General features: G+C 42.4%; 18 protein-coding genes and 1 pseudogene. 11 read left to right on the top strand and 8 right to left on the bottom strand.

Annotation, left to right across the window (positions count from 1 at the left end; translation table 11 throughout):
* Positions 1-24: 24 nt before the first annotated feature.
* The 4 genes from NQ541_RS12775 to NQ541_RS12760 all read right to left on the bottom strand — a co-directional run bounded on the left by NQ541_RS12775 (position 25) and on the right by NQ541_RS12760 (position 2331).
* A complete protein-coding gene (locus tag NQ541_RS12775; protein ID WP_005608417.1) occupies positions 25-540 on the bottom strand; it encodes a hypothetical protein in 516 nt (171 codons plus the stop codon).
* 17 nt (positions 541-557) lie between these two features.
* Entirely contained in the window at positions 558-929 is a 372-nt protein-coding gene (locus tag NQ541_RS12770) for a hypothetical protein (RefSeq protein WP_005608416.1), read from the bottom strand.
* Between the two features lie 37 nt (positions 930-966).
* Positions 967-1569: a hypothetical protein gene (locus NQ541_RS12765; RefSeq protein ID WP_005608415.1), complete on the bottom strand. Its 603-nt coding sequence runs from the start codon at positions 1567-1569 to the stop codon at positions 967-969.
* Between the two features lie 135 nt (positions 1570-1704).
* Positions 1705-2331, bottom strand: a complete 627-nt coding sequence (locus tag NQ541_RS12760; RefSeq protein WP_005608414.1) for a hypothetical protein — start codon at positions 2329-2331, stop codon at positions 1705-1707.
* Between the two features lie 381 nt (positions 2332-2712).
* On the opposite strand from NQ541_RS12760, the gene NQ541_RS12755 reads away from it, so the two are divergent.
* The 3 genes from NQ541_RS12755 to NQ541_RS12745 all read left to right on the top strand — a co-directional run bounded on the left by NQ541_RS12755 (position 2713) and on the right by NQ541_RS12745 (position 3836).
* On the top strand, positions 2713-2919 hold the full coding sequence (locus NQ541_RS12755) for an antirestriction protein ArdA (RefSeq protein ID WP_044905056.1): 207 nt from the start codon (positions 2713-2715) through the stop codon (positions 2917-2919).
* A 240-nt stretch (positions 2920-3159) separates the two neighbouring features.
* Positions 3160-3324 carry a rubredoxin gene (rd, locus tag NQ541_RS12750; protein ID WP_005608410.1) on the top strand — a complete coding sequence of 55 codons (165 nt, stop codon included), beginning with the start codon at positions 3160-3162 and terminating at the stop codon, positions 3322-3324.
* A gap of 77 nt (positions 3325-3401) precedes the next feature.
* Positions 3402-3836: a bacteriohemerythrin gene (locus NQ541_RS12745; protein WP_005608408.1), complete on the top strand. Its 435-nt coding sequence runs from the start codon at positions 3402-3404 to the stop codon at positions 3834-3836.
* Positions 3837-4048: 212 nt separating this feature from the next.
* Here NQ541_RS12745 and NQ541_RS12740 read toward each other — a convergent pair whose 3' ends face one another.
* Positions 4049-5203 (bottom strand): IS3 family transposase, encoded by a 1155-nt coding sequence (locus NQ541_RS12740; protein ID WP_005608406.1) that lies wholly within the window; start codon positions 5201-5203, stop codon positions 4049-4051.
* A 174-nt stretch (positions 5204-5377) separates the two neighbouring features.
* Here NQ541_RS12740 and NQ541_RS12735 point away from each other — a divergent pair, with 174 nt between their 5' ends.
* Positions 5378-5662, top strand: coding sequence for a relaxase/mobilization nuclease domain-containing protein (locus tag NQ541_RS12735; RefSeq protein ID WP_330362672.1), 285 nt, complete (start codon positions 5378-5380; stop codon positions 5660-5662).
* On the opposite strand, the gene NQ541_RS12730 is transcribed toward NQ541_RS12735, so the two are convergent.
* The 3 genes and pseudogenes from NQ541_RS12730 to NQ541_RS13315 all read right to left on the bottom strand — a co-directional run.
* Positions 5645-5860, bottom strand: a complete 216-nt coding sequence (locus NQ541_RS12730) for a DUF6132 family protein (protein ID WP_005608403.1) — start codon at positions 5858-5860, stop codon at positions 5645-5647. The genes NQ541_RS12735 and NQ541_RS12730 overlap by 18 nt on opposite strands.
* A gap of 1 nt (position 5861) precedes the next feature.
* Entirely contained in the window at positions 5862-6767 is a 906-nt protein-coding gene (gene trxB, locus NQ541_RS12725) for a thioredoxin-disulfide reductase (protein ID WP_044939813.1), read from the bottom strand.
* A gap of 66 nt (positions 6768-6833) precedes the next feature.
* Positions 6834-7127: pseudogene (locus tag NQ541_RS13315) on the bottom strand (thioredoxin family protein); the annotation flags it as partial.
* A gap of 202 nt (positions 7128-7329) precedes the next feature.
* Between NQ541_RS13315 and NQ541_RS12715 the strand changes: the two are divergent.
* The 7 genes from NQ541_RS12715 (at position 7330) to NQ541_RS12685 (ending at position 12925) form a co-directional block, all read left to right on the top strand.
* On the top strand, positions 7330-7569 hold the full coding sequence (locus NQ541_RS12715) for a transcriptional regulator (RefSeq protein WP_005608399.1): 240 nt from the start codon (positions 7330-7332) through the stop codon (positions 7567-7569).
* A gap of 356 nt (positions 7570-7925) precedes the next feature.
* On the top strand, positions 7926-8120 hold the full coding sequence (locus NQ541_RS12710) for a helix-turn-helix domain-containing protein (RefSeq protein ID WP_023921300.1): 195 nt from the start codon (positions 7926-7928) through the stop codon (positions 8118-8120).
* Positions 8101-8994, top strand: a complete 894-nt coding sequence (locus NQ541_RS12705; protein ID WP_023921299.1) for a LysR family transcriptional regulator — start codon at positions 8101-8103, stop codon at positions 8992-8994. The genes NQ541_RS12710 and NQ541_RS12705 overlap by 20 nt, the downstream gene beginning before the upstream one ends.
* A 56-nt stretch (positions 8995-9050) precedes the next feature.
* Positions 9051-9599 carry an aldo/keto reductase gene (locus NQ541_RS12700; protein ID WP_005608393.1) on the top strand — a complete coding sequence of 183 codons (549 nt, stop codon included), beginning with the start codon at positions 9051-9053 and terminating at the stop codon, positions 9597-9599.
* Positions 9600-9612: 13 nt separating this feature from the next.
* Positions 9613-10458 (top strand): aldo/keto reductase, encoded by an 846-nt coding sequence (locus tag NQ541_RS12695; protein ID WP_044939786.1) that lies wholly within the window; start codon positions 9613-9615, stop codon positions 10456-10458.
* Between the two features lie 36 nt (positions 10459-10494).
* On the top strand, positions 10495-11628 hold the full coding sequence (locus tag NQ541_RS12690; RefSeq protein WP_005608389.1) for an alpha/beta hydrolase: 1134 nt from the start codon (positions 10495-10497) through the stop codon (positions 11626-11628).
* 121 nt (positions 11629-11749) lie between these two features.
* Complete coding sequence (locus NQ541_RS12685; protein ID WP_005608388.1) at positions 11750-12925, top strand: iron-containing alcohol dehydrogenase; 1176 nt, start codon at positions 11750-11752, stop codon at positions 12923-12925.
* Positions 12926-12937: the final 12 nt, after the last annotated feature.

Raw genomic sequence — 12937 nt, 5'->3', positions numbered from 1 at the left:
TCAATTCTCCAAACTGGAAGTTGTCTAATTCTTCTTTTTCTGATTCGAAATACTTCTTTGTGCATTTTTGACATCTCTTACTAATAACTGAACGTTATCATAAGCTAAGCCAAATTTAAAGAGCTTTTCACCTTGTTTATTATAGAAAATCGTGACCTTATCCCAACTGCTGCTTACATTTCCATCTCCATAATCTTTATAAAACTCTTCAATTTTTTCATTAGAGAATGCAATGTCTGACAATTTATATTCTCTCTTTGTTAAGAAAAATGAATACACAACTTTGCCTTTGTATCTTTCACATTTTCTTGTTAAACCATGCAAAAAACAGAATAAAAATATAAGAAAAATAACTGTGATTCCAATATCAAAAATCATCGTATCTGTACCTGCACAAAGTGATATCACTCCAAAATACATCGTACACACCAAAAATAAGGCAAACATAACGATATAAAGAATTCTATATCTCTTCTTTAGCGATATTATGTATTTGGGTTTTTCCTCAGTCAATATATTAGATTCCTTTTTCATCTCCATCTATTTTTCTGTCCCCTTCAATAAAATATCTCATCCAAGTCGCGTATAGACACATCGCTTTTCCTATACCACTTTGCAAATTTTCGATATATCCTTGTCGGGGGAATTACCATACTTAGCATCATCCATACACACATCCAAAAAATTCCTATAGTTGCACCAAAAGCACAGTAAATAAACTCTTTAAAAATAATAAGAAGAACAACTGATGGCACTATAAATCCAGCTAATACACCGATTAATTGAAACCAAAATGTAAATTTGTATGATCTTATAAATTTATTATAATTCTCCTCAAGTAATATTTCTTTTGCAAAATCCTTCATGTCCAAATTCTGTCGTAGATTTTCTAATGAAGCATTCGCTTGGATTAAGTCTCTTTTCTGCATATTCCTAACTTCTCCTAATTTTTTCTGCCTATAAAAATTATCTTGTTACAGTAATTACAATAGAGATTAGAATTGCCACTATAATACTAATTATTGGCCAGTGATTTTTTAATATATTTTTTCCAGTGTAAACTCTTCCGACTTCCATATAACCACTGATGATACCTGTACTGTTCATGGCTGAAAGCATGTCATCTGTAACACCAGGAATTACTTTTGTTATGGAATTTATTCCATTTCTTCTCATGGCTGCTTCCTCGATGCCCAGCATAACTTGCAAAACCCATTCCTCAAATTCCGTTCTCTCTCTGTTGCAAAAATTTATGTATCTGGTCATTAGCCCGACCTGAATTCTTCCAATAAAAAACATGATAAATCCAACGACAAATGCTACAGCCGGAACGATAAATTGAAAGACTCTAGGAAGGTCGTAAAGTATAAGAACAAACAAAGGAATCGCTCCAAACAATAAATCTATCCCCAAAAATGACAAATAGAATCCTTTGCGAAGTTTTTTAGTCACTTCTTCCGGTGAGTAAACAATCGTGTTTTTATCGGCTTTGTTCATAGTGCGAACCATTAACCATGTTGGAATTCCGATAAGAACCGACACTATAAGTAGTGGAATTATTATATCCATGCAACAATCTCCTCAAATTTCAATTTTCTTGATTCTGTAAATTGGAAGTTATAGCCTGTCAGAGTAATATATCATACCAGATTGTCATTCTAATAGAAATCCATCTTATTACAAAGCATAAAATTTTTCTTTTCTCTAGAAAGTTTTTTCCCAGTCCTCATCTGTATATGAAACTTCTTCATTCATTAGATTTCCGCCAACTACTAATTTCCCTGTATCGACATTATAAATATTTAGATAAATTGAATAATCAGGATTGCCATCTAATATCTGATACATGGCACAATATATAGCTGTTTTTCCAACGCATGAAAAAGCTTTTTTAAATGAAAGTTCTTGATCATAGTACATATTAATAGTGTTATATGAATCATTACAACACATATCATACTTCTGATTGATACCTGTTAATACTGCCTTTTGATCATCTATATGTTTTTCAACATATCCTTTCCAATACTCAATTTCTTCCTGAGTAGCAACCATATTAACTTGTCCGTCAATACATTCGATTTTCTGATAATTTCCGTCACTGTTTTCTTTAAGATAGTCAACTAGTGCTTTTTCATCATACCCAGACAATCCTTCAAACTGTTCTGGAAAAACAATTTCTATTGTATCTTCTAAAACTGTAGGGTTCTTTATTACACTACTTTCCTTTTCGTTTACAGATTCCGTCACAGCGTCTATTTCTTTACTACACGCCGTCAAGAATGTGCATACTAACACAACAACTAGTACAGTAAGAGTGCGTTTTTTCATGATTTTTCCTCCGTTTTTTGCTATTCTCTGTATTCAAACAACATATCATAATCCTTAATTATGATTTTGTGCTGTTCCTCATCAGTTAAGTAATTCTCATTATTCTCTTTTGCAACTTCCGATTTGTCTACTTACTATCATATTTTAATGTTAGCTTCAAAATTGCTTAATGGAGTTCATCCTAACCAAAAACTGACCATCCATAACCAAAAACTAACCAAGCACTAACCATAAAAATCTTTTTTTCTGTTTTACAGTGTGATAATATTATCATAGACAAATGAGACATAAAACACAACAACAATCTCTCGTTTGTTTTCTTTTGCAAAAGAATATGGATTCAAAATATAGCGTCAGCTCATTGCCGTACCGGTGATGAGTATGGCGCTTTTTTGTTGTCCAAAACCAGATGACGATCTGAAATACAACGAGGGTGCACTGGTCGGTGAATGGGTAAAGTTCCCGACAACAGCAGAAGAACTGCAAAAAGTATTTGAACGGATCGGGATCGGCTCCAAAGATGATTTCGGCCATCCATATGAAGAATGGTTCATCACCGACTATAGGATAATGAATGATGCTACATGAGAAAGAGCAATGCACTGCCAGATTTTCAGAAATAGTGTAGAACCAGTCTTTTTCGTAACATTTTAGTCAGATATTACTGAATTTAAAATACATAACATAAAATAATAACAATTACTGTTATTGACAAAATAGAAAGTATCATGTATAATATAAACATACATAAAAAAGCAACAAAATACTGAAAAATTCAGTAGGAATCTATTAACAAAATGAATCAACATTGAAAAGGAGAAAATAACTATGAAAAAATATGAATGTGAACCATGTGGCTATATTTATGATCCGGCAGTAGGCGATCCAGACGGAGGTATCGCTCCAGGAACTGCATTTGAGGATATTCCAGATGACTGGGTATGCCCGATCTGTGGATTAGGAAAAGATGTTTTTGTTCCTGTAGAAGACTAAGCAGAAAATGCAGGTGTGAAACTGACAGACACAAAAAAATCCCAAGAGAACATATAAAAAGAAATGGAGACCAGATTATGACTTACGATTTAAATATTACCTTTGATGACAATTTAGTAACAGGAAATGAAACAATTGATACCCAGCATAAAGAATTGATCGACCGTATCCAGAACTTTGTAACTGCCTGTCAAAATGGCAACAGCAAAGTAAAAGCAATCAAAATGCTGGATTATCTGGATGAATATACTGACTTTCATTTCAAAGAAGAGGAAAAGCTTCAGGAAAAATCCGGTTATCCAGAGCGTGAAAACCATCATGAAAAACATGAAGAGTTTAAAAAGACAATTCAGGAACTGCATGAATACCTTCAGGATTATGAAGGACCAACTGATCGGTTCAGTGAACTTGTACAGAAGAATGTGATTGACTGGCTGTTTGGACACATTAAAACATATGACTGCTCTGTAGCAGAATTTATCTTTATGAGAGAAAATCCAAAACGATACTAAAATAAAACAGGGAAGGTGTTCCCTCAGAGAATTTAGACAAAAGTCACCGACCGGTGGCTTTTTCTTTTTGGGAAGGAAGTGATGGGAATGGCAGCTATAGTGGCTCAGTTGTCAAGACAAAAATCTAAGATTTTTATAATGAACTGATATGGTTGATAAGTAACAAGGAACATGGGGAGGATAGTGGAACACTCCCCAGATCCATATATGCATTAAGCTGCATACGACAAAAGCATTGCCGGGTAGTAGCATTCAGCCGGTGTTTTGTAATCAAGGGCAGAATGGCATCTTTCAAAGTTATAGGTGTAGACATATCGTCCAATAGCAACTCTGGCTTCCTTGATGTTGTTATACAGCGTCAGATAAGCTTCTTCATACTTGAAGCTGCGGAACCATCGCTCAATCATGATGTTGTCAGCCCAACGGCTTTTTCCATCCATACTCTGACGGATACCGTTTTCTTTTACAAATTCAATGTATTTCTGACTTGTGAACTGACAACCCTGATCAGAGTTCAAAATCTGTGGTTTTGACACAGCAAATGCTTTTTTTAGAACATTGATAACCATTCTGGTATCAAGGGTATCATCGACTTCCCAGCCTACGATACAACGGCTGTACCAGTCGATTACAGCTGTCAGATACAGAAATCCGTGTCTGATTGGAATATATGTAATGTCAATAGACCACGCCTGATTTGGTGCATCTATGACGACATTTCGAAGAAGATAAGGACATACCTTTGCCTGTTGCATCCGCTTGGAAAGATTCATCTTAGGATAGATTGGGTAAATATCCATCTCATTCATATAGCGGCGTGCTTTACGACGCCCAACATGATAACCTCTGTTTTTGAGTTGTGCAGACATTTGCCTTGCACCCCAGGTTGGATTATCCGTATGAAGATGGTCGATAATCTCTTTACAAGCCAGTTCTTCGTCTGATACAGGTGAAGTCTTGTAATAGATGCTTGTACGGTTGATATCAAGCAGTTTTGCTCCTACAGATGCCGGGATTTCTTTAGTAGTCAAAAGGTTTTGGACTAAACTTACTCTCGTAGTCAGGTCCACAAATTTCTTCAGATTTTTTTTGAGCCAGTCAACCTGCATGGTTAACTGACCAACCTTTTTCGCATACTCCGCCTTTTCCTTGCGTTCTTCAGCAAGCTTGTCTTTGAGGTTTTCTTCACGCTTGTCATCGAATACTGCAGAGGCATTGTTAAGGAATTCTTTCTTCCAATTGCGGAGCAGATTTGGTTGGATGTTATTCTCGGTTGCAAGGGTGTTGAGATCTTTCTCGCCCTTAAGCAGCTCAATTACCAGGTCTGATTTAAATTTGGCACTAAAGTTTCTTCTTTGTCTGGACATAATGATGAATCCTCACTTTCATACTGATTTTAGTATATCAGATTCATTAATATTTGTCCGAAAAAGTGTCTTAATTTATGAGACCATTATAAGCGACACGATTGATTGCACTTCATGTGAATAAGGGAAAGACGGTCGCTCAATGTTTGGCAGACAGAACAGACTACTCACAAAATGCCGCAAAAACCAATGATAGCGAATTTATCAGTTCCTATGAGTGTGATCCAAAGACAGCAGATGAGGAATTTCTGCTTTCCCCACATTCACAACCATATTATTTATAATTCGACCTCGCTGGATGCCACACGGAAATTCAAAAACTTCTTTCTTTCCGGTCTGGCGGTGCAAAGACTCAGTGATATGGTTTGCCTGGAACACGGGCTGTCCATTATTACACCGAAGCCGTATCGGGAGCGCCAGAAAAGAACTGTTTATCCCAAGCTACTGCGTATTGCATGAACCGCTGCACCCCTTTCCGAAAATACCGGACAACAGCCAGCCGATAAAGCCCATATAGGCCATCGTGATGAACGGGTTAGAAGTCAGCGGACAAGCTCCAGTGGGGCATCTCACAAAGTAGTAATATGCAAGGCCAACTAATGCGCCGCCTGCGGTAAAAAGAACTGGCTTCAGCCAGTTCTTAATTTTTTCTTTCATCTCACATTTCTCCTGCTAAATATTCCTCTGCATAGTGAACAGCAGTTGCCCCATCGGCTACAGCAGTTACGACCTGCCGTAATGCCTTTGTGCGGACATCCCCAACGGCGAACACACCGGGGATGTTGGTGCGGGTACTCTCATCTGCAATAATGTATCCAGCCGGATCAATCTCAATCTGATCTTTCATCAATTCGGTGGAAGGCTTTCTTCCCACGCTTACAAATACACCATCGCAAGCAAGGGTACTTTCTTCTCCAGTTTTCACGTTCCTAATCTGGATACCGGTCAGCTTTTCGTTATGGAGCAGAGCTATAATCTTACTGTCCCAGAGAAATTCTACATTTTCTGTTTTCATCAAAGGTTCATGGTAGATCTTTGTTGCTTTTAGGGTGCCGCTGCGGTGAACGACGATGACCTTTTTGCAGATACGGGAGAGAATCAGCGCATCCGCCGCAGCGGTATTGCCACCTCCTGCGATGACAACCGTTTTGTTCCGATAGAACATTCCGTCACAGGCTGCACAGTAATGGACACCTTTACCGATTAACGCCTGTTCCCCATCAACACCCAGCTCTCTGGGACCGGCTCCTGTAGCCAATACGATGGATTTTGCGTACATAGCGCCTTCGCTGGTCACAGCTTTCTTTACAGAACCCGACAGTTCCAGAGACAGCACCTCAGTCAGCTTGGTTTCCACACCAAACCGCTCCGTTCCTCGCTTCATTTTTTCTCCCAGGGAGAAACCGTCGATGCCATCCTCGAAGCCGGGATAGTTGTCGATTTGCTCGGTCAGAGCCATCTGCCCACCGGCAGACAGCTTTTCTAAAACCACGGTGTCCATTCCTGCTCTTGCAGCATAAAGGGCTGCGGTATACCCGCCGGGACCGCCACCTACAACGATCATGTCATAGATATGCTGCGCATTATTTACTTCCTGAGTCCGGTGCTGTAAGGTTTCCTCAATAAAAGCCACCAGCTGCGCTCTGGATTCTGGAGCGACGATAGAGCCAAGAGTCTGTCCGCTATGATAGATCAGCAGAGTAGGGACAACTTCAATAGCCTCGGTCTCAGCCAATTCCGGTTCATCATCAATGTTGACAGCAGTGAATACCAGTGTATCCTTATATTCCTCAGCAACGCTTTCCAATGATGGAGCCAGACGGCGGCAATATACGCACCAAGGGGCTGAAAACTCCACCAGAACAGTCTTTCCGCTATGCACCATTTCTTCAAATTGATTTCTATTAATATTGATAACTTCCATATTGCCAGCTCCTTTCCTTTGCTTGATTATAGTATAGCCAATTTAAAATAACATTTCGGTGATGATATCACATAAAATAGTGCGACATCACTTTTTTCTTTTGAATATAGAGGAAAAAAGTAAGTAGAAGTAGTAGTAATATGATTGATAGGATAATAATAATCATTCTTATTAATTTCACTCCTTTATCAAAAGATAAGCCTTGGATTTGGATAAGAGTGGCTCATACATTCGTGGAATAACCAGCGGAGCAGCCTTGCCGTCTCTCAGGGAACTGTTCAATATCATCTCGTATTTTGATATGACACCGGCAGAATTTTTCGCCCCACTGGATGATGCGAATACCCCGTATCGTGAATTGTGCGAGAAGCTGAGAACCATGAATGAGGAAGATCTTGAAAAGGTCAGTATCTTTATTGGCTGGATCGAGAAGAAAGAATAACCCAAAGAAATTACGATTTTAACCTGGATGCCAAATGGTAGTCCAGTTTTTTCTTCTTCAGGAAAACGTTCAGTATGAACGAGTAGCCGGTATCGCAGATACCGTTCAAAGGGAATTGGGGATGCTCCCTCAACAAGCAAATTTGCGAAGATTGCACCGAAGGGGAAAATCGAGAAAATGAGTGAACCTGTACAGGTTTACACTGCTTGCCAATTTGTCTCTCCACAAATATTTCCTGCTTTTTCTAAAGCTGTTCACAAAAATTTCGGAAAAAATATCTTGATGCGTTATAAGCGCATGAATATAATATGATTGTACACTTCGGATAAACGCATTAACTTCACGGAGGTTGGAAGATGGATATAATGTCAGTAAAAGAAGCTGCGAAGCGGTGGAATTTGTCTGAGCGCTGGGTGCAAAAGTTATGTGAAGAAGGCCGAATTGAAGGTGTGCAGCGGTTTGGCCGTTCGTGGATGATTCCGAAAACGGCAACAAAACCAAATGATTTACGCAGAAAGGGCGGTGATTCTCATGTACAACCCCCAGCTTGAAACTTTTATCCGTGTTGCGGACGCAGGGAGTTTTAATAAAGCGGCAGAAGAATTATTCATTTCCCCACCCGCTGTTATTAAGCAGATCAATCTGTTAGAAGCACAGTTAGGTTTGACTTTATTTGTTCGGACCCACCGTGGCCTGAAATTGACGGAAGCAGGAAAATCACTCTATCAGGATGCGAAATATGTCATTGGGTATTGCAGGGAATCTGTTGAACGTGCCAGAGCGGCGATGCAAAAGGAAGAAAATGTGATCCGCATCGGCACCTCCCCAATGACCCCAGTCCAAAACATGGTGGACTTATGGCCAAAGTTTCAGGAGTATTGTCCAGATATAAAGTTTCAGATGATTCCGTTTGAAAATACACCGGAAAATGCCCGTGAGATTCTCAAAAATCTCGGAAAAAATATTGATGTGATCGCTGGTATCTTTGACGAGAGCATGCTGAATTACCGGCAGTGTTCCGGAACTGAGCTTTGCAGGGTGCCGCTGTGCTGTGCTGTATCGGTCAACCATCGGTTAGCGAAGAAAAAGCGTTTGACGATACAGGATTTGTATGGGGAAAACTTATTGTTGATGCACCGTGGCTGGAGCCATTACATTGACCTTTTAAGGGATGACCTTTGGACCAATCACTACAACATTCATATTGTTGACTTTGATTTTTATAGTCTGGAAATATTCAACCGGTGTGAAAACAGCAACGACATTTTGATTGCCATAGAAAACTGGAAAACAGTACATCCGTTGCTGAAAATTCTGCCTGTAGATTGGAATTATACAATTCCCTTTGGAATTCTGCACGCCCCCGAACCATCAAAAACTGTGCAGCGATTCTTACAGGCGATTCCTGCTGTCATGGAATTATAACGAAATATTTAGTATTAACTTTTGGGTTTATACTGCATAAGTAATCGAGACTTCTGTTGGAGTCTCGATTTTTTTATAATGTAGATGATAAATCAGAACCGTTTCACAATGAGGAAAACGTATCCGATGATATTTCAGAGGCTCTGATGCGGGGCGTGATCCGCGATCTGCGCGCGTCGATCAAGAATCCCCAGGACTACACAGCCCGAACCGATCCGAACGTCCCCATAGAGGAAGTGGCAGGTGTCATGGCAATTCAAAACCGTTGTTCCATGATGGCCCGGTGGCATGAGGTACTGTTCCCTGTACTGGAGGAATTTACAGCCGAGGCGATGGATCAGAATCAGAAACTGCTGGCACTGCCGCAAGATATGGCAAGGGAGAAAAACGCCACGCTAGCGCAGCTTTCTTTGGCGTGGATGCTCTGCAAAAAGCCCTGGATCGTACCGATTCCCGGCACAAGAAAGTTGGAGCAGTTGAGAGAAAATGCGGGTGCAGCCGATGTGGTACTGACGCCGTCCGAAGTCTCTGCGTTGGATGATGCTTTGGACACCATTCCCATGTCCGAAGTGTTCGGCGGATCAAGAATTGTCAAAAAATGTTAAGGAGGAATCAATAATGGAATATGTTACTTTGAACAATGGAATTAAGATGCCTATGGCAGGTATTGGAACCTTTCTTTTGACCCCGGACGAGGCGGAAGCATCCGTCCTCAATGTGCTGGCGTGTGGCTATCGCCTGATCGACACGGCAAACGCCTATGTCAATGAAAAGGCCGTAGGTCGTGCAATGAAGAAGTCCGGCGTGTCCAGAGAGGAGATTTTTCTGGAAACCAAGCTGTGGCCTGCCTTCTACGAGCAGTCTGATGCTGTGGAAAAGACACTGGAGCGGCTGGACACCGACTACATTGACCTGCTGCTCATCCACCAGCCCGCTGGAAACTATATCGCCGGTTACAAGCTGATGGAGAAAGCCTACACAGAGGGCAAGGTCAAGGCCATCGGTCTGTCCAATTTTAGCCAGTCTCAGATTCGTGAGATTCTGGATATCTGTGAGGTAAAGCCTGTAGTTTTGCAAACCGAGGTGCATCCTTACTATCAGGAGAAGAAGCTGAAAGATTACCTCAAGAAGGAAGGTATCGTCATTCAGGCATGGTATCCCCTGGGGCACGGGGACAAGGCTCTGCTTGAGGAACCCCTGTTTCAGGAACTGGGCAAAAAGTACGGGAAATCCAGTGCCCAGATTATTCTGCGCTGGCACATTCAGGCGGGCAATATCGTGATTCCCGGCTCCAAGAGCCCTGCCCACATTCAGGACAACTTTGACCTGTTCGATTTCAGCCTGACAGCATGGGAGATGGCACAGATTTCCATTATGGATAAGAATGTGCGCTACTACACCAGCACACCGGAACTGCTGCAACGGTATGCAGCTATGGTTCCTCCGGTAGACGAGCAGAAATAATCAGAGAGAAATTTAAATGACAGGAGGAAATCATATATGAAATCCAGATTTGCCGCATTGCTTTTGGCAGGCATCATGACATTATCCCTGGTGGCTTGTGGTCAGCAGGCTGCTGAAAACACCGCTTCCACAAGTGAACCTGAGACCATCGTGGAACAGCCCAGTATTCCGGAAGGTGTATTGGCGATTGCCGAGCAGGGAATGTTCTCTGCTGGCGGTACCGTAATCACCTCAGATGGAACCTTTGATGTTTCCAACTACTATACGTCCAGAGAAGGTTCCACTGCCCATGTGGATCATGCCAATGTGCTTTACCAAATTCCCGCAGAGGAGACTGGCCTGCCCATGGTATTTCTTCATGGCTACGGTCAGTCCCGTATGGGTTGGATGACCACTCCGGATGGCCGGGAAGGCTGGTCCGATATGTTCCTGAAAATGGGACATAGTGTATTCCTGATCGACCAGCCCCGCCGGGGCGAAGCCGGGCAGACCTCCGTAGCCGGTACCATCAACACCGAACCCTCCGACCAGACCTGGTACACCCAGTTCCGCATTGGTACTTACCTGAATGACGAATTTACCTACAACGAAGGCTCCCAGTTTCCTGCCGGAGAAGAAGCACTTGACCAATTCTTCCGCCAGATGACGCCGGATACCGGCATGGACAATGCTGGCGGCGACCAGAACATCGACAACACCGTGGTGGCCCAGGCCGTCGCAGCAACCATCGACGAGGTCTATGCACGTACAGGAAAAGATTCCATTCTGGTGACCCATTCTCAGGGCGGTATGCCTGGTTGGGAGACCGCCAGGTATACCGATCACATCGCAGCCATCGTAGCGATTGAGCCCGGTATGGCTCCCCAGGTGGACAGCGATGACTACAAGGCACTGCTGGAAAAGAAAATTCCTGTCACCTTCTATTACGGCGACTACATCGGTGAGGAATTTACCGATGTCCCGGCAGCAGCCATGTGGGGCTTTATGGCCTCCACCGCCGATACCTTTACAACAAGCTATACAGCGGCAGGCGGCATCAGCACTGTTGTCCATCTTCCTGACGAGGGCATCACTGGAAACGACCACTTCATGTTCCAGGACATGAACAACGATGTGATCGCGGAACACATTGAAAATTGGATTCAGGCGAATGTAATGTCTGCTGAATAAGCCACGGCTTCGGTCTCGGAACGGGAACGGTTGCAGAGGGTTGGATAAACGACGCTGTGAATTTTTGGGAAAATCAAATGCAATGATTAGCTCAAATTATCAATAAATCAGAGAAAGGACTATGACAATGAATAACTTTATTTTTGAAAATTCTACAAAGGTGTTTTTCGGAAAAGGCTGTGTAAAGGAATACCTTTGCTGCCTGACGAAAGCCTACGGCGATACCGTTATGCTATGTTATGGCGGCGGCTCAATCAAGAAAAACGGTATCTATGACGAGGTAACAAACATCTTGGAAGCCGCAGGAAAAACCGTTGTGGAGTTTAGCGGTATTATGGCGAATCCCACCTATGCGAAGGTATTGGAGGGTGCGAAGCTGGCAAAGAAAAATGATGTCAGTCTGCTTTTGGGAATCGGCGGCGGTTCGGTTATGGACTGCTGCAAGGCGATTTCGATTGCCGCCCGTTATGACGGCGATGTATGGGAAGATTTCTGGAAAAGACCGGGTGTTTTTGACTTCGAGCCGTTACCTCTAGGCGTGATCGTTACTGTGGCAGGTACGGGCAGCGAGTGCAACGGCGGAGCAGTTATTACCAATGAGGAATTGAAAATCAAGACGGGCAGAGATTATCCGCAATGCAACCCTAAATTTGCCCTGCTTGACCCCACCTATACTTACAGCGTTCCAAAAAAGCAAATGGTTTCCGGCGGCTTTGATATTCTGTCGCACATTATGGAGATTTATTTCAGCGAGCCGAATGAGGACAATGTATCGGACGATATTTCCGAGGTGCTTATGCGAAGTGCAATCCGCAACCTGCGTGCTGCTATTCAGAATCCGCAGGACTACACCGCACGAAGCAATTTGATGTGGGCGGCGACAATGGCGGAAAACCGTGTTATCAAACTGGGCAAGCGAATGGATTTTGAGTGCCACCAAATGGAACACCAACTCGGCGCGTACACAAACTGCAACCACGGCGAGGGGCTTGCCGTTCTGCACCCCGTTTATTACCGCCATATTTACAAATACGGCTTGCCGAAATTCAAACGGTTTGCAACCGAGGTTATGGGAGTTTCGGCAGAGGCCAAAACGGACGAAGAAATCGCCCTTGCAGGTATTGAGGCTTTGGAAGATTTCATTGTCGAAATCGGACTGCCTGTATCTTTGCAGGACTTGGGCGTGAATGAAAATACCGATTTGAAAGAAATTGCAGATTCCTGTGCCCTTATGCCCGGCAGTTACAAAAAAATGACCCACGAAGAAATCCTTGGAATCTTCAAGGAATGTTATTAAAAACAGAAAGGA

The sequence above is a fragment of the [Ruminococcus] lactaris ATCC 29176 genome (assembly GCF_025152405.1).
GTDB classification, from domain to species: Bacteria; Bacillota; Clostridia; order Lachnospirales; family Lachnospiraceae; genus Mediterraneibacter; species Mediterraneibacter lactaris.
Note: the sequence above shows the minus strand (reverse complement) of the source record. Positions and strands in the feature narration are given on the sequence as shown.

Excerpts from the sequence above, each read along its gene's own strand:
- NQ541_RS12775 (WP_005608417.1), bottom strand. The coding sequence starts at position 540 with ATGGAGATGAAAAAGGAATCTAATATATTGACTGAGGAAAAACCCAAA.
- NQ541_RS12770 (WP_005608416.1), bottom strand. The coding sequence starts at position 929 with ATGCAGAAAAGAGACTTAATCCAAGCGAATGCTTCATTAGAAAATCTA.
- NQ541_RS12765 (WP_005608415.1), bottom strand. The coding sequence starts at position 1,569 with ATGGATATAATAATTCCACTACTTATAGTGTCGGTTCTTATCGGAATT.
- NQ541_RS12760 (WP_005608414.1), bottom strand. The coding sequence starts at position 2,331 with ATGAAAAAACGCACTCTTACTGTACTAGTTGTTGTGTTAGTATGCACA.
- NQ541_RS12755 (WP_044905056.1), top strand. The coding sequence starts at position 2,713 with ATGGCGCTTTTTTGTTGTCCAAAACCAGATGACGATCTGAAATACAAC.
- rd (WP_005608410.1), top strand. The coding sequence starts at position 3,160 with ATGAAAAAATATGAATGTGAACCATGTGGCTATATTTATGATCCGGCA.
- NQ541_RS12745 (WP_005608408.1), top strand. The coding sequence starts at position 3,402 with ATGACTTACGATTTAAATATTACCTTTGATGACAATTTAGTAACAGGA.
- NQ541_RS12740 (WP_005608406.1), bottom strand. The coding sequence starts at position 5,203 with ATGTCCAGACAAAGAAGAAACTTTAGTGCCAAATTTAAATCAGACCTG.
- NQ541_RS12735 (WP_330362672.1), top strand. The coding sequence starts at position 5,378 with ATGCCGCAAAAACCAATGATAGCGAATTTATCAGTTCCTATGAGTGTG.
- NQ541_RS12730 (WP_005608403.1), bottom strand. The coding sequence starts at position 5,860 with ATGAAAGAAAAAATTAAGAACTGGCTGAAGCCAGTTCTTTTTACCGCA.
- trxB (WP_044939813.1), bottom strand. The coding sequence starts at position 6,767 with ATGATCGTTGTAGGTGGCGGTCCCGGCGGGTATACCGCAGCCCTTTAT.
- NQ541_RS12710 (WP_023921300.1), top strand. The coding sequence starts at position 7,926 with ATGGATATAATGTCAGTAAAAGAAGCTGCGAAGCGGTGGAATTTGTCT.
- NQ541_RS12705 (WP_023921299.1), top strand. The coding sequence starts at position 8,101 with ATGTACAACCCCCAGCTTGAAACTTTTATCCGTGTTGCGGACGCAGGG.
- NQ541_RS12695 (WP_044939786.1), top strand. The coding sequence starts at position 9,613 with ATGGAATATGTTACTTTGAACAATGGAATTAAGATGCCTATGGCAGGT.
- NQ541_RS12690 (WP_005608389.1), top strand. The coding sequence starts at position 10,495 with ATGAAATCCAGATTTGCCGCATTGCTTTTGGCAGGCATCATGACATTA.
- NQ541_RS12685 (WP_005608388.1), top strand. The coding sequence starts at position 11,750 with ATGACAATGAATAACTTTATTTTTGAAAATTCTACAAAGGTGTTTTTC.